This window comes from Curtobacterium sp. ODYSSEY 48 V2 (assembly GCF_023712625.1).
Lineage (GTDB): Bacteria > Actinomycetota > Actinomycetes > Actinomycetales > Microbacteriaceae > Curtobacterium.
The window spans coordinates 246,586-267,385 of sequence record NZ_JAMAXX010000003.1 but is presented as its reverse complement, the minus strand read 5'-3'; the positions used below and the strand labels follow the sequence as shown (position 1 = coordinate 267,385).

At 71.9% G+C, this 20,800-nt stretch carries 20 protein-coding genes; 6 read left to right on the top strand and 14 right to left on the bottom strand.

Annotated features, from left to right (window positions below):
* Positions 1 to 8 precede the first annotated feature (8 nt).
* From M3666_RS06300 to M3666_RS06275, 6 genes are all read right to left on the bottom strand, one after another.
* A complete protein-coding gene (locus M3666_RS06300) occupies positions 9 to 971 on the bottom strand; it encodes an endo-beta-N-acetylglucosaminidase H (RefSeq protein WP_066653112.1) in 963 nt (320 codons plus the stop codon).
* An 86-nt stretch (positions 972 to 1,057) separates the two neighbouring features.
* Complete coding sequence (locus M3666_RS06295) at positions 1,058 to 4,087, bottom strand: glycoside hydrolase family 38 C-terminal domain-containing protein (protein ID WP_251154779.1); 3,030 nt, start codon at positions 4,085 to 4,087, stop codon at positions 1,058 to 1,060.
* 66 nt (positions 4,088 to 4,153) lie between these two features.
* Entirely contained in the window at positions 4,154 to 5,533 is a 1,380-nt protein-coding gene (locus tag M3666_RS06290; protein ID WP_251154778.1) for a glycosyl hydrolase, read from the bottom strand.
* Positions 5,533 to 6,498, bottom strand: coding sequence for a carbohydrate ABC transporter permease (locus M3666_RS06285; protein WP_220456183.1), 966 nt, complete (start codon positions 6,496 to 6,498; stop codon positions 5,533 to 5,535). Before M3666_RS06285 ends, M3666_RS06290 begins: the two co-directional genes overlap by 1 nt.
* Positions 6,495 to 7,367 carry a carbohydrate ABC transporter permease gene (locus tag M3666_RS06280; RefSeq protein ID WP_058727596.1) on the bottom strand — a complete coding sequence of 291 codons (873 nt, stop codon included), beginning with the start codon at positions 7,365 to 7,367 and terminating at the stop codon, positions 6,495 to 6,497. Before M3666_RS06280 ends, M3666_RS06285 begins: the two co-directional genes overlap by 4 nt.
* Entirely contained in the window at positions 7,367 to 8,662 is a 1,296-nt protein-coding gene (locus tag M3666_RS06275) for a sugar ABC transporter substrate-binding protein (RefSeq protein ID WP_251154777.1), read from the bottom strand. The genes M3666_RS06280 and M3666_RS06275 overlap by 1 nt, the downstream gene beginning before the upstream one ends.
* Positions 8,663 to 8,765: 103 nt before the next feature.
* Here M3666_RS06275 and M3666_RS06270 point away from each other — a divergent pair, with 103 nt between their 5' ends.
* The 3 genes from M3666_RS06270 (at position 8,766) to M3666_RS06260 (ending at position 10,443) form a co-directional block, all read left to right on the top strand.
* Positions 8,766 to 9,824 (top strand): LacI family DNA-binding transcriptional regulator, encoded by a 1,059-nt coding sequence (locus M3666_RS06270; protein WP_251154776.1) that lies wholly within the window; start codon positions 8,766 to 8,768, stop codon positions 9,822 to 9,824.
* Positions 9,825 to 9,872: 48 nt separating this feature from the next.
* Positions 9,873 to 10,190, top strand: a complete 318-nt coding sequence (locus tag M3666_RS06265; RefSeq protein ID WP_066653100.1) for a hypothetical protein — start codon at positions 9,873 to 9,875, stop codon at positions 10,188 to 10,190.
* Between the two features lie 100 nt (positions 10,191 to 10,290).
* A complete protein-coding gene (locus M3666_RS06260) occupies positions 10,291 to 10,443 on the top strand; it encodes a hypothetical protein (RefSeq protein ID WP_158407736.1) in 153 nt (50 codons plus the stop codon).
* 36 nt (positions 10,444 to 10,479) lie between these two features.
* Here the strand turns inward: M3666_RS06260 and M3666_RS06255 are convergent, their stop codons facing one another.
* The 4 genes from M3666_RS06255 to M3666_RS06240 all read right to left on the bottom strand — a co-directional run bounded on the left by M3666_RS06255 (position 10,480) and on the right by M3666_RS06240 (position 15,230).
* Positions 10,480 to 11,367, bottom strand: coding sequence for a DMT family transporter (locus M3666_RS06255; protein ID WP_251154775.1), 888 nt, complete (start codon positions 11,365 to 11,367; stop codon positions 10,480 to 10,482).
* A gap of 22 nt (positions 11,368 to 11,389) precedes the next feature.
* Positions 11,390 to 12,052, bottom strand: coding sequence for a response regulator transcription factor (locus M3666_RS06250; protein WP_066653098.1), 663 nt, complete (start codon positions 12,050 to 12,052; stop codon positions 11,390 to 11,392).
* A gap of 60 nt (positions 12,053 to 12,112) precedes the next feature.
* On the bottom strand, positions 12,113 to 13,729 hold the full coding sequence (locus M3666_RS06245; RefSeq protein WP_251154774.1) for a sensor histidine kinase: 1,617 nt from the start codon (positions 13,727 to 13,729) through the stop codon (positions 12,113 to 12,115).
* 94 nt (positions 13,730 to 13,823) lie between these two features.
* The gene (locus M3666_RS06240) at positions 13,824 to 15,230 is read right to left on the bottom strand and encodes a serine hydrolase (RefSeq protein ID WP_251154773.1); all 1,407 of its coding nucleotides are present in this window, start codon (positions 15,228 to 15,230) and stop codon (positions 13,824 to 13,826) included.
* Between the two features lie 33 nt (positions 15,231 to 15,263).
* Between M3666_RS06240 and M3666_RS06235 the strand changes: the two genes are divergently transcribed.
* Both M3666_RS06235 and M3666_RS06230 read left to right on the top strand, forming a co-directional pair.
* A complete protein-coding gene (locus M3666_RS06235; RefSeq protein WP_251154772.1) occupies positions 15,264 to 15,917 on the top strand; it encodes an FMN-binding negative transcriptional regulator in 654 nt (217 codons plus the stop codon).
* Positions 15,914 to 17,392, top strand: a complete 1,479-nt coding sequence (locus tag M3666_RS06230; protein WP_251154771.1) for an amidohydrolase family protein — start codon at positions 15,914 to 15,916, stop codon at positions 17,390 to 17,392. Before M3666_RS06235 ends, M3666_RS06230 begins: the two co-directional genes overlap by 4 nt.
* A gap of 28 nt (positions 17,393 to 17,420) precedes the next feature.
* Here M3666_RS06230 and M3666_RS06225 read toward each other — a convergent pair whose 3' ends face one another.
* Genes M3666_RS06225 through M3666_RS06215 form a run of 3 tightly spaced genes read right to left on the bottom strand, consistent with a single transcriptional unit; the run spans position 17,421 to position 19,521 of the window.
* Entirely contained in the window at positions 17,421 to 18,350 is a 930-nt protein-coding gene (locus M3666_RS06225) for an Fpg/Nei family DNA glycosylase (RefSeq protein ID WP_251154770.1), read from the bottom strand.
* Between the two features lie 18 nt (positions 18,351 to 18,368).
* A complete protein-coding gene (locus M3666_RS06220) occupies positions 18,369 to 18,857 on the bottom strand; it encodes a ribose-5-phosphate isomerase (RefSeq protein ID WP_251154769.1) in 489 nt (162 codons plus the stop codon).
* 10 nt (positions 18,858 to 18,867) lie between these two features.
* The gene (locus M3666_RS06215; protein ID WP_251154768.1) at positions 18,868 to 19,521 is read right to left on the bottom strand and encodes a helix-turn-helix domain-containing protein; all 654 of its coding nucleotides are present in this window, start codon (positions 19,519 to 19,521) and stop codon (positions 18,868 to 18,870) included.
* Between M3666_RS06215 and M3666_RS06210 the strand changes: the two genes are divergently transcribed.
* Positions 19,520 to 20,047, top strand: coding sequence for a GNAT family N-acetyltransferase (locus M3666_RS06210; RefSeq protein ID WP_251154767.1), 528 nt, complete (start codon positions 19,520 to 19,522; stop codon positions 20,045 to 20,047). The two genes, M3666_RS06215 and M3666_RS06210, sit on opposite strands and share 2 nt — an antisense overlap.
* An 87-nt stretch (positions 20,048 to 20,134) precedes the next feature.
* Here M3666_RS06210 and M3666_RS06205 read toward each other — a convergent pair whose 3' ends face one another.
* Positions 20,135 to 20,779, bottom strand: a complete 645-nt coding sequence (locus M3666_RS06205) for a DsbA family protein (protein WP_308301834.1) — start codon at positions 20,777 to 20,779, stop codon at positions 20,135 to 20,137.
* Positions 20,780 to 20,800: the final 21 nt, after the last annotated feature.

Sequence of the window (20,800 nt, the reverse complement as noted above, 5' to 3'; positions counted from 1 at the left end):
GGTCGTCCTCACTCGTGGGTCGTGCTCTGCCCGTACAGCACGTTCGTCAGCCCGGACACGTACCCGCTGACGTCGCCGTCCGGCAGGTTGTACGTCATGAAGACGCCGTACCCGTCGGCCTTCGAGCGCTGCGCGAGCGACACCGCCGTCGACTGCGGGGTGTTCTGGATGTCGACCGCCGCCGCCGAGAGCCGGTCCTTGCCGAGCCCCGGGATCGACGGCGCCGAGTACGTGCCGTAGTAGGGGTTCCAGGCGTAGTCGAGCTGGGAGCCGATCGCGCTGCTCGACGACGACAGGGCGTCGGACGCCGGGCCGATGTCGTAGAACGAGACGAGCTTGTCGGGCATGTCGGCGCGCAGGGCGCTGACGAGCCAGCCGATCGACTGCTGGTTCGGCTGCGGGGTGCCGTCCGTGCCGTAGTCGGAGTACTCGTCGTCGAGGTCGACCCCGTCGAGGCCGTACTCCGCGACGGTCGCGGAGACCTGTGCCGCGAAGTCCTCGGCGGCGGCCTGCGTCGGGAAGTTCGCGATGCCGGTGCCCTGGTGGTTGCCGAGGATCGACAGCGACACCTTGATGCCCTTCGCCTGCAGCGGCCGGATCTGCGTGGCGGCGTCGTCGAGGGTGCGCTGCACGTTCTCGTTGGCGTACAGCACCGCGTTGCCGTCCGCGTCGCGGTTGATGTTCGCGGCGAAGATGATCGCCACGTCGAAGGCGTTCGCGCCGTTCGCGAGCCGGTAGCGGCCGACGTTCGCGAGCTGGTCGTTGTTGACCTCGACGTAGGCGATGCTCGTCGGGCCGTCCTTCGTGGGGACGTCGTGCGGCTGCTTCCCGTGGCCGACGCCGTGGTACGCGCCGACCCCGTGGGAGAGGCCGGTCGGGGACGGTGCCGCCGACGCTGCGGCCGGCACCATCGGTGCTGCGAGCATCGCGGCGAGCGCCGCCACGATGCCGATCTTCACGGACTGCTTCATGTCACTCCTCATCGAGTGGTGGCCCGGTCGACCGGTGCCGACCGGGGACCGCCGCCGGGGATCCCGAACCCCCGGCGGCGGGGGTCTCAGGCGCGCGGGTAGCGGAAGGTCCGGACCTCGTACGCGTCGACCGGGAAGGCCGCGACACCGTCGGTGAGCGCGGCGACGCCCGGCAGGGCGTCGTCGACATCCTCGAGCAGCGTCACCTCGACCGGGTCGCCGAAGACGCCGGGCTCGGCCACGGCGATGCCGCCGGTCCCCCGCCGCCCGCTCGGCTCGTACACGCGGACGACCAGGTCGCCCGAGCGGTCGTCGGCGAGCTTGACGCTCGACAGCACGACGTCGCCCGACACCTGCACGAGCGGCTCGAACCCGTGGGCGCCCGTGATGCGCCGTGCCGGGGCGTTCATCACGATGCCGGCCGCGGTCGCGCCGAGCTGGTCCGTCCCGACGACGATGCCGTACCGGTGGGTCTGCACGCCCTGGTCGGTCTCCGGGTCGGGGAAGCGCGGTGCGCGGAGCAGCGAGAGCCGGACGGTGGTGGTGACGTGGCCGTCGACGGCGTCACGGGTGGTGTCGAAGCCGTGGATGGACGAGTTCACGAGGGCGACCCCGAACCCGGGCTCCTCCACCAGCACGTAGCGGTGCATCGACGTCTCGAACTTCGCGGCCTCCCACGAGGTGTTCGTGTGCGTGACGCGCTTCTGCGCGCCGAACTGCGTCTCGGCGACCGTGTGCTCGGCGCGGACGTCGAGCGGGAACGCCACCTTGAGGAACTTCTCGGTCTCGTGCCAGTCGGTCGTCTGGTCGAACTCGAGCGTGCGGGAACCGGGCGCGAGCACGATCTCCTGCGTGACGGTGGAGTCCCCGAACGAGCGCGACACGACGATGCGCGCGATCCCGGCGGCGTCGACCGATGCGTCGAGCGAGTCGACGGAGACCAGGTCCTCGACCCGGTTCCGGTAGTACCGGTCGACGTCCCACGCGTCCCACATGTTCGGGAAGTCCTGGTGCAGCTGCAGCAGGTTCGCGGCCTGCCCCGGGGCGATCGCATCGCGTCCGGTGGCCAGGTCGACGGCGCTCGTGACGAGCCCCTGTGCGGTCACGACGATCCGCACCAGGTCGTTGGTGAGCACGTACCCGCCGTCCTGCCGGGCCAGCGAGACCGGCTCCGCGGTGGGCACGTCGGTCGCCGGGAGCGCACCCTGCGCGGGAGCACCGGCCTGGAGGACCGGGGCCGGGTTGACGACGACGGTCTCCGTCCCGGGGCCGGCGAGTGCTGACAGCGCGTCCTCGATGATCGCGGTCAGGGCTGCGGCCGTCTCCGCGTACTTCGCGACCGCCTCGCGGTGCACCCAGGCGATCGAGGTGCCGGGGAGGATGTCGTGGAACTGCTGCAGGAGGACCTGCTGCCAGAGCGCGTCGAGCTCGTCGTACGGGTACACGAACCCGGTGCGTGCCGCGGCGGTCGTGGCCCAGAGCTCGGCCTCGATGAGCAGCTGCTCGCACCGGCGGTTGCCCTGCTTCGTCTGGTGCTGGCTGGTGAGCGTGGCGCGGTGCAGCTCGAGGTACAGCTCCCCCACCCACACCGGCGGGTCCGGCAGCTCCGACTTCGCCCGGTCGAAGAACGCGTCCGGGTGCTCCCACCGGACCTTCGCGCTGCCCTCGAGGTCGGCGAGGCGTTCGGCCGTGCCGGTCATCTCGCGCGTCGTGCCCCCGCCACCGTCACCCCACCCGACCGGGGCGATCGACCCCGTGGCGAGGCGGTTCTCACGGAACTGGCGGGAGGCCTTCGCGACCTCCTCCCCGGAGAGCCGGGAGTTGTAGGTGTCCATGGACGGGAAGTGCGAGAAGACCCGCGACCCGTCGATGCCCTCCCAGAGGAAGGTGTGGTGCGGGAACTTGTTCACCTGGTTCCACGAGATCTTCTGGGTGAAGAACCACTCGAAGCCCGCGCGGCGCATGAGCTGCGGCAGCGCCGGCGAGTACCCGAAGCTGTCCGGCAGCCAGACGCCCTTCGGCCGGATGCCGAACTCCCGCTCGAAGAACCGCTGTCCCTGCGAGAACTGCCGCACGATGCTCTCGCCCGTCGGCATCACGGTGTCGGACTCGACCCACATGCCGCCGAGGGGCAGGAAGCGACCCGCCTCGACCGCGGCCTGCACCCTCGCGTAGACCTCGGGCCGGTGCTCCTTGATCCAGGCGTACTGCTGCGCGCTCGACATGCCGTAGAGGAAGTCGTCGGTCTGGTCGATGAGCTCGGTCATCGTCGAGGTCGTCCTGGCGACCTTCCGGATCGTCTCGCGGACGGGCCACAGCCACGCGGAGTCGATGTGTGCGTGCCCGATCGCTGAGATCGTGTGCGCCGAGGCCGCTGCGGGCGCGGCGAGCACGTCGGCGAGTGCGGCGCGGGCGTCCGCTGCCGTCCCGACGATGTGCTGGAGGTCGAGCCGGTCGAGGGCGTCGTCGAGTGCCTGCAGGATCCGCATCCGCCGCGGGCCGTCGGGCAGCTGGGCCTGGAGTTCGAGGAGGACCTCGAGGTCGAGCGACAGGTCGTGCACCTCGGACGCGAACACCGCGAGGTCCATCCGGCGGCTCGTGTACAGCCGCTTCGACGACGAGGTCTGCACGTCGCCCTCCTGCGTCGGCAGGAAGGGGTGGTAGTCGAGCAGCACCGGGTTCGACGCGGCCTCGACGAAGAGCTCGACGGTCTCGCCGCCCTCGGCCCGCTCGGTGACGAGCACCCACTGGTTCCGCGGGTTGATCGACTTCACCGGCGTGCCGTCGGCCAGGTACACGAGCCCCTCGCACTGGAACCCGGGCATGTTCTCGTCGAAGCCGAGGTCGATCACCGCCTCCACGCGCTGCCCGGCGTACTCCTGCGGGATCGTGCCGGACAGCCGGAACCACGTCGTGCCCCAGGCCGCGCCCCACGGCGTCCCCACCTCGTACGGCGTGAAGTCGAGCTGCAGACCGGCGGCGGGCGGGACCGGCTCACCGGGCAGCTCGTGCCAGGCGGCTCCGAGCGGCACCGCGGTCGCGTGCACCGCGGGCAGGATCCGCTCGTGGAGGACCCGTCGGGCGCGTCCGGTGGTGAGGGGGATGTCGTCGTGCATGGGGTCCTTCCGGGTGGACGGATCGGGGCGTGGTCGGGCGGGGCGTTGGGCCGTGGTGGGCCGGGGTCAGGGCATCGTCGCGGGGTGGGCGATCGACAGCGCGGTGCCGGCGAGGTCGTCCGGCACCTCCACGGTGCTCCTGATGCCCCTGGCCGCGGTGTGCGCGGTGTCGGGCAGCCGGGAGCGCAGCACGACCTGGGGTCCGCGGCCGTCCGTGGCGGACTCGGCGCACGCGAGCCACGCGGCCGCGAACCGGCCACCGGGGGCGCAGTCCGCACGCACCCCGTACCGGGGCGAGCCGTCCGGGAGCACGTCGTCCAGCACGACCGCGGTGGTCGGCGGCGCCGCGGGGGCGGGCAGACCGGTCCGGGCCAGGGCGGCGAACGCCTCGCCCGCGGGCTTCAGCCGGCCGTCGTTCGTGAACAGCCCGAGGTCGTACTCGAGCTCCGGGAAGTCGGCGAGCGACCGTGCGACGTCGTGCGAGCACCACCAGGTCACCCCGAGCAGGTCCTGGGCGCCGGCGACGTGCCGGATGGTCCGGTCGGTGAACGCGGCGGCGTCGGCCGGGTCGACGACGTTCGTCGGGGCGCCGACCTCCTGCAGCCAGTTCGGTCGACCGGGCTCACGGTTCCAGGCCGCGGCGAGCTGGAGCAGGTACTCCCCGTGCCGCACCGACCCGGCGCCGAGTGCGCCGTGCAGGGCCGCGGACCCGTTGAACACCCACGAGTGCGTGACCGTCGCGTCGCCGTGGTCCGCCGCGTGGGCCGGACCGAAGGGCTGCGTGTCGTCGTACCAGGCCGCGTCGTACTGCGCGACGGTGACCAGCGGCGCAGGACGCGACCCGGGGGCGGCAGGAGCCGACGAGGCGGACGCGGGTGGTGCCTCCCGGCCGGCCGACGACCCGACCGTGGACCCACCGGACAGCCCGCGCCGCGCCGCCGCGACCATCGCCGCGGCCCACGCGTGTCCCTGTTCCGCGGTGATGTCGTGCGGGGCGGGGTGCGGTGCGTGCGCGAACTGGTTGACCTCGTTGCCGATCGAGACGCCGAGCAGGTTGGGCCGGTCGCCGACCGCCGTGGCGAGCGCCTCGACGTACGCCGCGGTCGACGCGACCACGTCCGGGTCGGTGAACAGGTTCCGGCGGTGCCAGCTCTCGAGCCACGACGGCAGGAAGTCGAAGCTCGACAGGTGCCCCTGCAGCGCGTCGACGTTCACGTCGAGCCCGAAGGACCCGGCGATGTCGACGACGGTGGCGACGTCCGCCAGCGCCCGCTGCCGGATGAGCGTCCGGTTCGGCTGCACGACGGGCCACAGCGGGAAGATGCGCACGTGGTCGGCGCCGAGCGAGGCGATCTGCTCCATGTCGCGCGCGGTGTCCGACGCCGAGAAGTCGAGCCACGAGTGGAACCAGCCGACCGACGGGGTGTGGTTGACGCCGAAGCGCATCAGCCCTTCACCCCGCCCTCTTCGACGCCCTTGAAGAAGAAGCGCTGCAGGACGGCGAAGATCACGGCGATGGGGATGAACGCGATCATGGTGCCCGCCGCGATCATGCGCTGGTCGGTGGCGAACGTGCCCTGCAGGTACTGCAGCCCGACGGTGAGGGTCAGGTTCTCGGGCGACTGCAGCACGATGAGCGGCCAGAGGAAGTCGTCCCACGCGCCGATGAACGAGAAGATCGCGATCACGGCGATGGTCCCCTGCACGGCGGGTAGCGAGATGTACCGGAGGCGCTGCATCGCGTTCGCCCCGTCCATCACCGCCGCCTGGTCGATCTCCTCGGGGATCTGTCGGAACGCGTTGAACATCAGCAGCACGTTCAGCGCGGCGATCATGCCGGGCAGTGCGACGCCGACCAGGTTGTCGGCGAGACCGAGGTCCTTCACGGTGACGAACTGGCTGATGATCGTCGCCTCGCCCGGCAGCACCAGGGTCGCCAGGAACAGGCCGAGCACGAGCTTGCGGAAGCGCCACTGCAGGCGTGCGAGGGCGAACCCGGCGAGGGTGGCGAACACGATGTTGCCGAACACGTCGATCGCGGCGACGAGCAGCGAGTTGCCGATGTACCGGAAGACCGGGATCGCCGCCGCCACCTTGAGGTAGTTGTCGAACGTCGGCTCGCTCGGGATGAAGGACGGGTTCGCGGTGTAGATGTCCTCGCCCGCGCCCTTGAGCGAGGTGGAGAGCTGCCAGAGGAACGGGCCGATCGTGATGAAGAGGACCACGATCAGCAGGACGTAGCGGACGACCTTCTCGCGCGTGGACATGACGCCCCAGACCTGGCGGCGCTTCCGTGGTGTCGGCCTGGAGGCGCGGCGTCCGTCCGTCCCGCCGGTCACGTCCGGTGCGGGTGCGGCGGCGCCGGCGGCGCCCCCGATCACGGGTTCCGTGGTGCTGGTCGTGTTCGTCACTTGTCCGCCTTGCTGTTCATGCGCGCGAGGGCGAGCATCGGCACGAGCGTCACCACGAAGAGCAGCAGGCTGAGCGCGGACGCGTAGCCGAGGTTGCCGGTGAAGCCGCGGGCGTACTGCTGGATGAGCATGACGAGCGAGTTGTCCTGCCCACCGGGTCCGCCGGTGCCGTTGGTGAGGATGTAGAGCTCGCTGAACACCCGGAGCGCGCTGACGCACACCAGGATGCCGACGAGCGTCATGGTGCCGCGGACACCGGGCATCGTCACGGACCAGAAGCGGCGGACCGACCCGGCACCGTCGAGGGCGGCGGCCTCGTGCAGGTCCTTGCCGACGTTCCCGAGCGCCGCGAGGAAGATGATCATGTAGTAGCCGAGGCCCTTCCAGACCGTCAGGCTGATCGCGCTGATGAGCAGCAGCCACCGGTCGGTGAGGAACGGGATGCCCGCGCCACCGAGCGCCTTCACGATCTCGTTCACCACGCCGCGGTCGTCGAGGATCCACGTCCAGATGAGCCCGACCACGACGGCCGAGGCGATCACGGGCGTGTAGTACGCCGTGCGGAAGAACGCGATCCCGGGGAGCTTCTGCTGCACGAGCACCGCGATGAGCAGCGGCAGGACGGTGAGCAGCGGCAGGCAGATCGCCATGTAGATGACGCTGTTGAGCAACGCCTCCCACACCTGCGGGTCGGCGAGCAGGGTCTGGAAGTTGCGGACGCCCACCCACTGGCTCACGCCCCCGAGCGGGCTGGCGTTCGTGAACGACAACCGGACGGTGTTGATCGACGGCCAGAGGCTGAACGCGAGGAGCCAGACGAGTGCCGGCAGGACGAGCAGCCAGGGCGTGAACCAGCGGTTGGCGCGCATCAGCCGTTGGCCAGGAGCGAGTTCATCTTGTCCTGCGCGGTCTGCAGGGCCTTCTCCGGCGAGACCTGCCCCTTCATGGCGAGGGCGATCTGCTGGTCGAGGAAGTCCGTCATCGCGGAGTTCGCCTCGACCGGGTTGAGGACCTTCGCCTCCTTGAGCGCCTCGTTCGCGAGCACGCGGGCCTTGCCGTTCACGGTTCCGTCGTCCTTCGAGAAGTACGGGTCGGACTGCGACGAGACGGTCGACGGGAAGATGTTCACCTGGTGGGCGAACGCCTCCTGGTTCTTCGCGTTCGTCATGTACTGCGCGAACGCCTCGGCGGTGGCGAGGTGCTTCGACTTGCTGGACACCGACAGGCCCTGCACGTACAGCGGCGGGGTGTCGAGCGCCGGGCTGACGGTGACGTTGCCCGTGAGCGACGGGTTGCTCTTCTCCATGTCGGCGAGCGCGGTCGCACCACCGGTGGTCCAGGCGACCTTGCCCTGCGTGAAGAGCGTCGAGTTGCCGAGGTAGTCGCTGTTGAGGACGTTCGACGGCATGTAGCCGTCCTGGTACGCCGTCCTGTACCGGTCGATCAGGTCGGCGGCCTTCGACGAGTCCGCGAACGTGAACTTCGTCCCGTCCCCGTTGACCACCTTGACGCCGGCGAGCGTGAAGTCACCGAGCCCGGGCTTCCGGCTCATCAGGTAGTCGTCCGGGCAGTTCTCGTGCATGGTCTTCGCCTGCGTGAACAGCTCGTCGGTGGTCTTCGGCGGGTCGTTCGCGTCGAGCCCGCACTTCGCGAACATCGTCGAGTTCCAGTAGTCGACGTCGGTGTTGAGGTACCAGGGGTAGCCGTAGGTGCCGTCGAGTCCCTTGTACTCGTACGAGTCGAGCGCGCCGGCGACGTACGTGCTGCTCAGCGTGCTGTCGTCCTTCGAGACGTCCTGCAGGAACCCGCGCTTCGCGAGCGGCAGCGCGATGTCCGGCGGCAGGTTGATGACGTCCGGCAGCGAGTTCGACGACGCCTGGCTGAGCACCTTGTCCGCGTAGCCGTCGCCCGGCTGGTCCTGCAGCTTCACCTTCGCGTCGGGGTGTTCCTGCTCGAAGCCGTCGATGACGCCCTGCAGGTAGTCCGTGTAGGTCGGCGTGAGCGCCCAGGTCTGCAGGGTGATGGTGCCCTCGACCTTGCCGTTCCCTCCGCCGGTCGCGCCGCTGCTGCCGCTCGAGCAGCCGGTCAGGACGAGGGCGGTGGCCGCCGCGGTCGCGAGCAGCGCTGCCGCGCGGCCCCTCGTCGGTCGTGGTGTGGTCCTCATGGCGTTGTGACTCCTTCGTCATCCTGCTCAAGCGGTTCAGCCGTCGTGTGCTGCAACCGGGTTGCGTGCCACTGTGCGGGACTAAAGCGTTATAGTCAACCCCGTGCAACCGAAGCGTCGGACGACGATCGCCGACATCGCCGCCCGAGCCGGCGTGTCCATCAGCGCGGTGTCGTTCGCGCTCAACGACCGACCGGGCGTCTCCCCGGAGACCCGTCGACGGGTGCAGGAGATCGCGCGCGAGCTCGACTGGCAGCCGCACACCGCGGCGCGCGCGCTCGGTGGAGCCCGGGCGGGCTCGATCGGGTTCGTGCTGAACCGGCCCGCACGCACCCTCGGGACGGAGTCGTTCTTCGGCGACCTGATCTCCGGGATCCAGCTCGGTCTCGCGGGCACCCACGTCGGCATGACCCTGCTCGTGGCGCGGGATGCGGACGAGGAGCTCCAGACGTACCGGGACTGGTGGCGAGGCCACCGGGTCGACGGCGTCGTCGTGATCGACCCGAGACAGGACGACGACCGCCTGGCCCTGCTCGCCGAGCTCGGGATGCCGGCCGTCGTCGTCGGATCCCACCCGTCACCGGCGGGTGCGGCGCCGAGCGTCTGGATCGACGACTCCGACGCCACCGAGACCGTCCTGCGCTACCTGCACGCCCTCGGTCACCGCCGCATCGCCCACGTCGCCGGTCCTCCGGAGTTCGAGCACACGGCGATGCGCACGGCGCGCCTCGAGACGTTCGCCGCGACCGAGGGGCTCGAGCGGACAGTGTCGATCCCGACGGACTACTCGGCGGAGGCCGGCGCCCGTGCGACGCGGACGCTGCTGTCCGGCACCGACCGGCCGACCGCGATCGTGTACGACAACGACGTGCTCGCCGTCGCCGGCCTCGGCGTCACGAGCGAGATGGGGATCGCGGTCCCCCACGCGGTGTCGATCGTCTCGTTCGACGACTCCGCGATGATCCGCCTCGTGCGACCCGCGATCACGTCCCTGACCCGCGACACGGTCGAGCTCGGGCAGCGGGCCGCCGTGCTCCTGCGCGAGCAGATCGACTCGGGCGCGGTCCTGCCCTCACGCCCCGGCCCCTCGCTGACCCTGAGCGTGCGCGACTCCACCGGTCGCGCACCGACACGCCCGCACGGCGGCCGATCCCCACGCTGACCGCGCGGCCGACTTGACGCCGGTTCGAACACACGTTCGAATACCCCTGTGGGACGGCGTCGCGAGAACCGGTGGCAGCCCCCGGAACACCCGGAGGTCGAACGCCCGCGCGCCTACTCCCTGTCGGAGGATGCCCGCGGGCCCGACGTCTGCCACGCGGTCACCCCCGCACCCGTGTGGGCGTGGATCCAGTTCCCCACGTTCCACATCCGCGTGAAGGGCTTCGCGAAGAGCTGGACCCGTGACGCCGTGCTCGTCGAGTGGGCGCAGTTCGGGCAGCAGGCCGACGCCTGGGTCTGGCGGTCGGCCGTGAAGCACCGCACGCTCCGCGCCGACCCACGGCATCCGGGGAACGCACCGCATTGACTTCCACCCGCATCACGAGGATCGTTCTGCCCGTACCGCTTCGTCGAACTACACGATCATCGAGAAGTTCGACGGCCACGACCCGACGAGAGGAGGCACTGTGAAGAGGAACGAGGTGCCGTCCTGGGTCGCCCACGTGCTCACCCCGCCGGAGGTCATCGCGGCCTACGTCGAGCGCCGGATCAACGATCCGGCCCTGCTGTCGGGTGTGCAGTCGGAACCCACGTACGCGGACTTCCTGCGCGCCGAGTAGGCGGTCGGCCGGGAGGCACGACGGACGTCCCCGACGTCAGGGAACCTGCCCCGCGCCTCCCGTCCGACCCGCGTCCGGTCGCGCGCGACCGCGTCGCGCCGACAGGGTGACCCCGACGCTGGCGACGCTCACGCAGGCCAGGGCGACGACCTCCTGCACCGCGAGCTCCTCGTGCAGCACCACGAGGCCCGCCAGGGCCGCGATCGCCGGACCGAGGCTCTGCAGCACACCGAACACCCGGGTGGGCATCCGGCGGAGCGCGAGCATCTCGAGGGCGTACGGCAGCACGGTCGAGAGCAGCGCGACGCCCGCGAACACGAGCAGCAGCGACGGGTCCCCGACCACGCCGTCGACGGCCGGACGGAGTCCGGTCGGCAGCGACACGAGCATCGCGACGACCATCGACACCGCCAGCCCGTCGACCCCGGGGATGGCGGCACCGACCCGCCGGTTCATCACGATGTAGCCCGCCCAGCACGCGGCAGCGGCGATCGCGGCGACGACGCCACCGACCGCGGTGACCGCGGCCGGACCGACACCGAGCAGCACGACCCCGGCGAGCGCGAGGACCGCCCACGTGACGTCCCGCCACCGTCGGGTGTGCGCGAGCGACAGGGTGAGCGGTCCGAGGAACTCGATCGTCACGGCGACGCCGATCGGGATGCTCGCGAAGGCCACGTAGATGAAGACGTTCATCCCGCCGAGCGCGAGGCCGAGCAGCACCGCGGCCGTCCACTGCCCGCGGGTCCAGTGCCGGACGCGCGGGCGCACGACGAGCAGGAGCACGAGCGCACCGATGACGAGCCGGAGCGCAGCGGCACCGACCGACCCGACCTCGTCGAAGCGGGTCTTCGCCAGCGCGGCACCGATCTGCACCGAGAGCATCGCGGCGAGGGCGAGCACCGGTGCGGGGACGCGGGTCACGGTGCGGTCGCCATGCGTCGGGTCAGCCGAGGTACGCGAGCACGGCGAGGACGCGGCGGTGGTCCTCACCGGTGTCCTCCAGGGCGAGCTTGCCGAAGATGCTCGACACGTGCTTCTCGACGGCTCCGGTGCCGATCACGAGCGCACGGGCGATGGCGGCGTTCGTGCGCCCCTCGGCCATCAGCCCGAGGACCTCGCGCTCGCGGGGCGTCAGGGCGGCGAGCGGGTCCCGCCGGCGACCCATGAGCTGCGTGACGACCTCGGGGTCGAGCACGGTGCCGCCCGCGGCGATGCGCCGGACGGCGTCGTCGATCTCCTCGAGCCGGGTCACGCGGTCCTTGAGCAGGTACCCGATGCCGGTCGCCCCGGCGGCCAGGACGTCCTCGGCGTAGGTGGCCTCGACGTACTGGGACAGCAGCAGGACCCCGGTGCGGGGTGCGACGCGGCGGGTGGCGACGGCGGCGCGCACACCCTCGTCGGTGAAGGTCGGCGGCATCCGCACGTCCATGACGACCACGTCGGGGGCACCGTCGGGCAGCGTGGCGAGGAAGGCGTCCGCGTCGGCGTACTGGCCGACGACGTCGATGCCGGCCTCGTCGAGCACGCGGGCGAGCCCCTCACGCAGGAGCACCGCGTCGTCGACGACGACGGCCCGGATGCGTGCTGCACCCGGGCCGTCGCTCATGCCGACCAGCCTAGTGGGAGCGGGTGCGCCGACCGTGGCGCCGGGCCGCTCCCGACGCCGTCACCCGCGGACGACGGGGACGCCGTTCAGGGCTCCGAGCGGGATCCGGGCGGTGGCCTCGGTCGGACCACCCTCGGGGCTGTTCACGACGAGCTCGCCGTCGAGGGCGCGCATCCGACCCATCAGGCCCTCGATGCCGTGGCCCTCCTGCGGTCGTGCGCCACCACGGCCGTCGTCGGTGACGCTGACCGTCAGGTACCAGAGGCCCGAGGCGTCGACGATGAGCCCGAGGTACACGCCGGCCGTCGAGGCACCGGCGTGCTTCGTCGTGTTCGTCAGGAGCTCGCTCACCGTGAAGTACACGTTGCGCTGGATCTCCGTCGCGAGCTCGAGCCCCTCGGGCAGGCGGACGTCGAGCCCGACGGGGATCGGCGTCCGGGCGACCAGTGCCTCGAGCGCTGCCACGAGTCCGCGGTCGAGCAGGATCGGCGGTGCGAAGCCGCGGGACAGGGCGCGGAGCTCGTCGAGGGCGTCCTGCGCGTGCTCGGTCGCCTCGCCGATGAGCCGCTTCGCCTTCTCCGGGTCGCGGTCGAAGGCGCGCTCGGCAGCGGCGAGGTCCATGCGGAGCCGGACGAGCCGCTGCTGCGGACCGTCGTGCAGGTCTCGCTCGATCTGGCGCAGTGCCTGGCCCTCGGCCGTCACGGCACCCGCGCGGGAGGCCTGCAGCCCGGCGACGCGCTGCTCGAGCTGCTCGGCACGGAAGCCACCGAGCAGACCGAGGTCGATCCAGTAGTGGGCGAGCACGGAGCCACGTGCCCAGAGGGGCAGGAGCGCCACCGACGCGGCCATCGACAGCAGACTGAGGAGTCCGATCGCGAGCAGCGCGGCACTGTCCGAGCTGGGCAGGTACATGCCGCCCACGCCGAGGAAGCCCCAGGCGACGGCGACCACGAACGGCCAGGCGAACCCGGCGAGGAGCACGACACCGGCTCCCACGGTCACGAGTGCCGCGAGCGGGTAGACCACGGCCGCGTGCAGCAGGTACAGCCAGTAGTGCGGGTTCGCCACCGCGGACCCGGTGCGCGTCCACCAGTTCTGCTGCCACCGCGGCGTCCAGTCCACCGGACGGATCGGCCGGGGGTCTGCCCACCCGATGCGGGTCTTCTCGAACTGGCCGAGCCACCGCGCCACGAACAGCGCGATGAAGAACATCAGGAGCACGAACGGGTTGAACAGGTCGCGCAGGCCCCGCCCGAACAGCGCCGCGGGGAACGCCGCGTACAGCGTGCAGAGCAGCACGGCCGTCAGCGCCATGTAGCCGAAGTCGCGCGGCAGGCGACGCCAGGCCTCGCGGTAGAAGCGACCGGCGGTCATGCCGGAGCCGGCACCACCCCCGTTGCCCGGCGCACCCGCGGCGGCGAAGGGCGGCTGCGCCGCTGCACCCGCGGGGGCGAAGGGCTGCTCCCCCGGAGCGGACGCCCGCCCCGTGGTCGGTGTCGCACCCCATCCCGAGGGCGCCGAGGACGGGCCGCCGTCGGGCGTGCGGGGCTGTTCGGGCATCGGCTTCGTGGCTCCCTGGGGCACGGCTCCGTCGAGCGGGACGGTCTGTGCACGATCGGCGGCATGGTCGTCCAGCGGGACGGTCTCGGCCTGGTCGAGGCGGTCGGTGTCGGTCATGGGTCCAGCCTCACGGAGCCCGTCCCCGCGTCCCATCCTGCCGTCTCCCGGATCGGGGGTGGGGTTGTCCCCACCCCCTGTGCCCGTCGCGCCGTCAGACGAGGGCGGCGGCGACCTCCGGGGACTCCTCGGGGACCGACCACGGGCGGTGCGTCATGCCGCTGTCCCCGCGGAACGACACGACGGTGCTGTCCTCGCCGCGCGCGTAGGTGATCCGCTCGTCCACCGAGCCGAAGCGGTTCCCCGCCGCCATCAGGAGCGTGTCCTCGTCGACGACGCCCAGGCGCACCGGGGACTCGGTCGGCACCGGCTGCGTCGGGTCGATCGCGAGCAGCCGGTCCCCCACCCGTGCGACGTCGGTGATGCCCTCGAAGGTCGTGAAGCGTCCGGTGTACCGCGTGGTGTCGACGTCCGCGGGCAGCTCGGGACCGGGGGCGTGCTCGTCGGCCGCGGCGTCGAGCAGGTGCACGATGCCCGTCGCGAGCATCCCCGCCGGGCCGGTCGCGCTGCTCGTCAGGACGGAGACGACGAGCGACGACGCCGGGTCGAACACCGTCTGGGTGATCTGGCCGGGGAAGCCGCCGGAGTGCCCACGGACCTCGCGCCCGCCGATCCGGTCGACGATGAAGCCCGCGCCGTAGCCCCGCGCGGCCGGATCGGTGTCGAGCGCGCTCCAGGCCTTCCGCTGCGCCATGCGCTTCGCGTGGTCGGACAGCAGCGAACCCCGGCCGGGCACGTGCGCCGAGAAGTACCGGACGAGGTCGGACGCGGTGCCGTGGAAGCCCGTCGCCGCGGCGAGCGCCCCGGTCGTGACGTGCGGGACACGCTGGCGGGTGCGGGCGATGTGCAGGCCCGTGTAGCCGACGACGAACTCGTCCTCGCGCGCCGGGTCGTACTCCGGCCCGGTGCCGGTGAGTCCGAGCGGCTCGACGATCGCACGCCGGACGTGCTCGGCGTAGGTCGTGCCGGTGACGGCCTCGATGACGAGTCCGAGCAGGCCGTAGCCGAGGTTCGAGTAGTTGAAGGCCGAGCCGACGGGGACCTTCGCGCCGCCCTCGACCACGAGCGCGACGAGCTGGTCGGCGTCCGGGAACGGGTGGTCGAGCGCCCAGTGGTCGCCGTCGGCACCGTCACGCACGACACCGCCGCCCATCTCCATGAGCTCGCGCACCGTCGCGTCGGCGATCGGCGACCCGGCGTCGACGAGGGCGGGCACGAACGACCCGACGGTGTCGTCGAGCCGCAGCGCGCCGGCGTCGGCGAGCTGCAGCAGCGCGGTCGCGGTGAAGGTCTTCGAGTGCGACGCGATCCGGAACAGATCCGTGGTCGTCAGGCGCCGTCCGGCCTCGACGTCCGCGTGACCCCAGGCCTCGGAGAACAGCACCTCGTCCTCGAATCCGATCGCGACCTGCACGCCCGGGAGCCGGAGCTGCCACACCTTGTAGTCGATCCACTCACGGACGTAGGGCAGGACGGACTCGTACGCGGCGCGCTTCTCCATGCCGACCAGCCTCGCATGTGCCACGCTCGTCGCATGCGGCACACACCCCACTTCCTCATGACCGACGTCGACGAGGTGCGACGTCTGATCGACGGGCACCCGTGGGCGACGATCGTGTCGCACACCGCCCAGGGGCTCGTCGCCTCGCACTACCCGTTCCTGCTCGAGGCGCCGGGACCGGACGACGATCCCGACGCGCTCGTCCTCGTGTCGCACGTCGGCCGACCGGACGAGGTCGCGCACGAGCTCGGCCAGCACGAGGTCCTCGTCGTCTTCCAGGGCCCGCACGGCTACGTCTCCCCCGCCTGGTACCCACCGGAGCAGTTCGTGCCGACCTGGGACCACGTGACGGCGCACTGCTGGGGCACGCCGGAGATCCTGTCCGACGAGGAGAACTTCCGGGTGCTCGGCGAGCTGGTCGACCACTTCGAGCGCGTGATGCCCGAGCCGGTGTCCCTCGACGTCGACCCCGCGACCGCCCGCCGCGCAGCGAAGGGCACCGTCGGCATCCGCATCCGGGTCGCCCGGTTCGACGCCCGCGCGAAGCTCTCGCAGAACAAGGCTCCCGAGGTCGTCGAGCGGATCGTCGCCGGGCTCCGCGGCGACGGCCCGTACGCCTCGCCAGCGCTCGCCGACGCCGTCGAGCGCGCCCAGGTGGCGCGCCGGGACGACCGGGAGGCATCGTGACCGACGTCCTGCTCCGCACCGTCCGCCGGGTGGGCACCGCCGGCGCGCCGTGCGACGTGCGCATCGTCGGCGGCCGCGTCGACGCGGTCGCCCCCGCCGGCACGCTCGACCCGCCCCCGGGCGCCGACACCGACGTCGTCGAGACCGACGGCGCGTGGCTCGGTCCGGGGCTCGTCGACCACCACGTGCACTTCGACCAGTGGGCCCTGGTCCGCCGGCGCGTCGACGTGTCCGCCTGCACGTCGGCGGAGGCGACGGCCGAGTCGCTCGCCGCGGTCGCGCGCACCGGGGTGTCGGACCTGGTGCTCGTCGGCCACGGCTACCGCGACGGGACCTGGCCGCGCCCCGCACGACGCGAGCTGCTCGACGGAGCCGCACCGGGCCTCCCGGTCGTCGTCATCAGCGCCGACCTGCACGCCGTGTGGTGCAACGCGCTCGCGCTCGCCCACTGCTCGGCGCTCGTCGGACGGCCGCTCGCCGCCGGGGACGACGGGGTCCTGCGCGAGCAGGACGCCTTCGACGTGACCGCGGTGCTGTCCCGGGTGCCGGACGACGTGCTCGACGACTGGGCGGCGGAGGCGGTCGACGCAGCGGCCGCCCGCGGCGTGACGCGTGTCGTCGACCTCGAGATGGTGCCCGGACTCGACCGCTGGACGCGACGGGTCCGCGCCGGCACCGACGGCCTGCGGGTGGACTGCGGGGTGTACCCGGGCGGCCTCGACGCGGCGATCGCCCGTGGTCTCCGGACCGGCGACGTCGTGGACGGTACCCGTGGTCTGGTCCGGACGGGTCCGTTCAAGGTGATCACCGACGGCTCGCTCGGAACCCGGACCGCCGCGTTGACGTCGGGCGAGGGGGTGCTCGCGTACCCGTTCGAGGACCTCGTCGCGATGGTCCGGCGCGCGGTCGACGCCGGACTCGTCCCCGCCGTGCACGCGATCGGCGACCGGGCGAACACCCTGGCGCTCGACGTGTTCGAGGCCGTGGGCGCGCGGGGCAGCATCGAGCACGCCCAGCTGCTCGTCGACACCGACGTCGACCGGTTCGCCCGGCTCGGGGTCGCTGCGTCCGTCCAGCCCGAGCACGCGATGGACGACCGGGACATCGCGGACCGGTACTGGGCGGGCATGACCGACCGGGCCTTCCCGTTCGCGTCGCTGCACCGGGCCGGTGCGGAGCTCCGGCTCGGGTCGGATGCTCCCGTGGCGCCGCTCGACCCGTGGGTGTCGATGGCGGCCGCGGTCGGGCGGGACCGCGACGGACGCACACCGTGGCACCCGTCCGAGCGGCTGGCGGCGCTGACCGCGTGGCGCGGCTCGACCGAGGGCGGTCGGGTCGGCGTGTCCGTCGGCGACGTCGCCGACCTGGTGCTGCTCGCCGCGGACCCGCTGGCGGTCGCCGACTCGGCGTCGCTGCGGCACGCCGAGGTGCTCGGGACCGCGATCGCGGGACGGTTCACGCACCGCGACCTGTAGCGGCGCCGGCTCGTCCTGGTCCCCGGCGTTACTCCTGGTCCTTCGGGCACCAGTAGAGCTTGCGTCCGGCCATGTCCGCCATCCGGATCTCGGTGCCGCACACCCGGCAGGGCTCCCCCTCGCGGTGGTACACCCAGTGGCGGTCCTTCCGCGAGCGCACCGCCTTGGCGTGGTCGGCCTCGGACAGGTCGTCCATGGTCAGCATGAGGCCGTCACGGACCCCCGCGTGCAGCAGCTTCGACCAGTCCTGCCAGAGCGCCTTCGCCTGCTCGACGGTGATCTTCCTGCCGGGCTTGTACGGGTCGATGCGCTGCCGGAAGAGCAGCTCGGCCCGGTAGATGTTGCCGATGCCCGCGACGACGGCCTGGTCCATGAGCAGCTGCCCGATCGCGACGTTCCGCTTCCGGACGTTGTCGACGAAGGTCTGCTCGGCCTCCGGGCCGTCGTCGTTGATCGGGTCCGGCCCGAGCTTGTCGAGCGCGCGCTGCACCCCGGCCGGGTCCTCGACGACGCAGGCCGTCGGACCGCGGAGGTCGGCGACGGTGTCCTCGGTCAGGATGCGGACGCGCACCTGCCCGACCGGGTCCGGTGGGAAGGACTCGATCGGGTCCTCCGACTTCTCCTGCTCGGCCATCCGGTACCGGGCGAGCCGCGGGGCGCCGATCGACGACAGCGACTCCTCGCCGTCGCCGTCCTCGGACAGCGCCTCGGCCGACGAGATCACGCCCGCGAAGTCCCACGCCCCGTAGAGCCCGAGGTGGACCCGGAGGAACAGGTCGTCCTCGAACTCGAGGAACATCTGCTTCGCCACGGCCCGGGCGGCGACCATGCGTTTGCCGTCGAGCTGGGCGGCACCGGCGGCGAACCGCCCCTGCGGGCTGGAGACCTCGCAGCGCTTGCCGACGAAGTGCCGGGAGAACTGGTTCGCGATGCGGTGGACGGAGTGACCCTCTGGCATCGGTCCTGTCTACCCGGACTACTCGTCGATCTGCCGACCGGCGATGTGCCCCGTCGTCTCGTACTCGGCCAGCTGCGCGATGCGGCGAGCGTGACGCTCCTCGCCCGAGAAGGGCTCGGCGACGAAGAGGTCGACGAAGCGCATCGCTTCCTCCTCGGTGTGCTGGCGCGCGCCGATCGAGATGACGTTCGCGTCGTTGTGCTGGCGGGCGAGGAGCGCGGTCGACTCGTTCCAGACCAGCGCGGCGCGGATGCCCTCCACCTTGTTCGCGGCGATCTGCTCGCCGTTGCCCGACCCGCCGAAGACGACGCCGAGCGCCTCGACGCCCGCGCGCTGGTCCTGCACGACCGCGTGCGCGGCGTTGATGCAGAACGACGGGTAGTCGTCCAGCGCGTCGTACTCGGTCGGCCCGTGGTCGACGACCTCGTGCCCCGCCTCGGTGAGGTGCTGGGCGAGGGTCTTGGTGAACTCGAGGCCGGCGTGGTCCGTTCCGAGGTGGATGCGCATGGCTCCGATCCTATTCCCGGCCCCGAGGGGCCCGGACCACCACGACGACGTACCGCACGGGCTCCGCGCCGGGGTTCCGGTAGACCACGTCGGCGGGCTCACCGAGCTCGATGCGGTCGCCGGCACCGAGCCGGGTGGGCTCGTCGCCGACGACGACCTCGAGCACGCCGTCGACCACCCAGATGCAGTGCCGGAGGAACGCGTAGGCGGACGCCGGGTACGCCACCTGTTCACCGGCCGGGAGGCGCACCTCGGTGACGTCCGCGGGGAAGTCGGCGCTCGAGACCGGACGACGGCGGTACCCGGTCTCGGGATCGGTCCAGGAGTCGGCGGTCACCCCGCGCTGGACGCCACGCGCCTCGTCCGGGTCGGTCGCCCTGGGCACCTCGTGGTCGAGTGCCTCGTCGAGGAGCTGCGAGATCGTGAGTCCGAACGCCCCGGACAGCCGCCCGAGGATCGTCGCCGTCGGACTGGACACCCCGCGCTCGACGCGGTTGATCATCGCGCGGGAGACACCGGACTCCTCGGCGAGCTCGGTCAGGCTCCACTTCCGCTCGGTGCGGAGGCGCTGCAGTCGCTCCCCCAGGCGACGCTGGTCGGCGTCGTCCGGGTGCTCGGTGACCGGTTCCACCGTCGCCGAGAAGTCGTCTACGATCTGAGACATGGCGACAGCATATGCGACGGAGTCGGCGTCCTCGGTCACGGTCCGCGACTGCGAGCCGCGTGACCTCGACGTCGTCCACGCCCTGCACGTCGACGCCGTGCTGCACTCGACCGCGATCTGGCAGGAGGAGCCGCACCCGCGGGAGTACTTCGACGGCTGGCTCGCGGAGCGCCGGGCTGCCGGGCTGCCCGTCCTGGTCGCCGAGGTCGACGGCGCCGTCGCCGGGTACGTCACCTACAGCGCCTTCCGGCCGCACCAGGGGTACCGGCACACCGTGGAGCACAGCGTCTACGTCGTCCCGGCGTTCCGCGGTCGGCGCATCGCCACCGTGCTCATGGACGCGCTCGTCGCGCACGCCCGGTCGGCCGGCGTGCACGTCCTGATGGCGGGCATCTGCTCGACGAACACCGGCTCGATCGCCCTCCACGAGCGACTCGGCTTCACCACCGTCGGCGTGCTGCCCGAGGTCGGGCGGAAGTTCGACCGGTGGCTCGACCTGACCCTGATGCGGTTGCCCCTGGCCTGACGGGGTGCCGGCCGGACGGCAGGCGCGGGGCGGAGCCGCACCGCGCCTCCCGTCCGTCCACCGGTCGCGTCGTGGACGCCGGTCGGGCTACTCGACGGTGTCGAAGATCGGACCGACCGTCCGCGAACGCTTGAGCTCGAAGAACCCGGGGACGTTCGCGACGGCGACGACGCCGTCCCACAGGTCGAGCGCCTCCTGGCCCTTCGGCGCCGGGGAGATGACCGGGCCGAAGAACGCGGTGCCCTCGACGGCGATGACCGGGGTGCCGACGTCCTGACCGACCCGGTCGATGCCGTCCTGGTGGCTCGCGCGGACGGCCTGGTCGACCTCGTCGGTCCACGCGTACTCGAGCAGGTCCTCGTCGAGGTCGAGCTCGCGGAGCACGGCGGGCACGACCTGGTCGGGGTCGGACTCCTGGCGGTGGTGGACGTGCTCGCCGAGCGCGTCGTACAGCGGCTTGACGACGTCCTGGCCGTGGCGGAGCAGCGCGGCGGTGACGATGCGCGGGTAGAGCTGTCCCTTGTGGATGCGCTCCCGGTACTCGTCCGGGATGTCCTGGTCCTCGTTGAGGACGAAGAGGCTCATCACCTTCCAGGTCACGTCGATCGGGCGCTGGCGCTCGACCTCGCCGACCCAGCGGCTCGTCATCCAGGCCCACGGGCAGTTCGGGTCGAACCAGAACTCCACGGCGGTGCGGGCGGTCTCGGTGTTGTCCACAGTCGTCTCGGTCACGCTGCGAGCGTACGCGCGCTC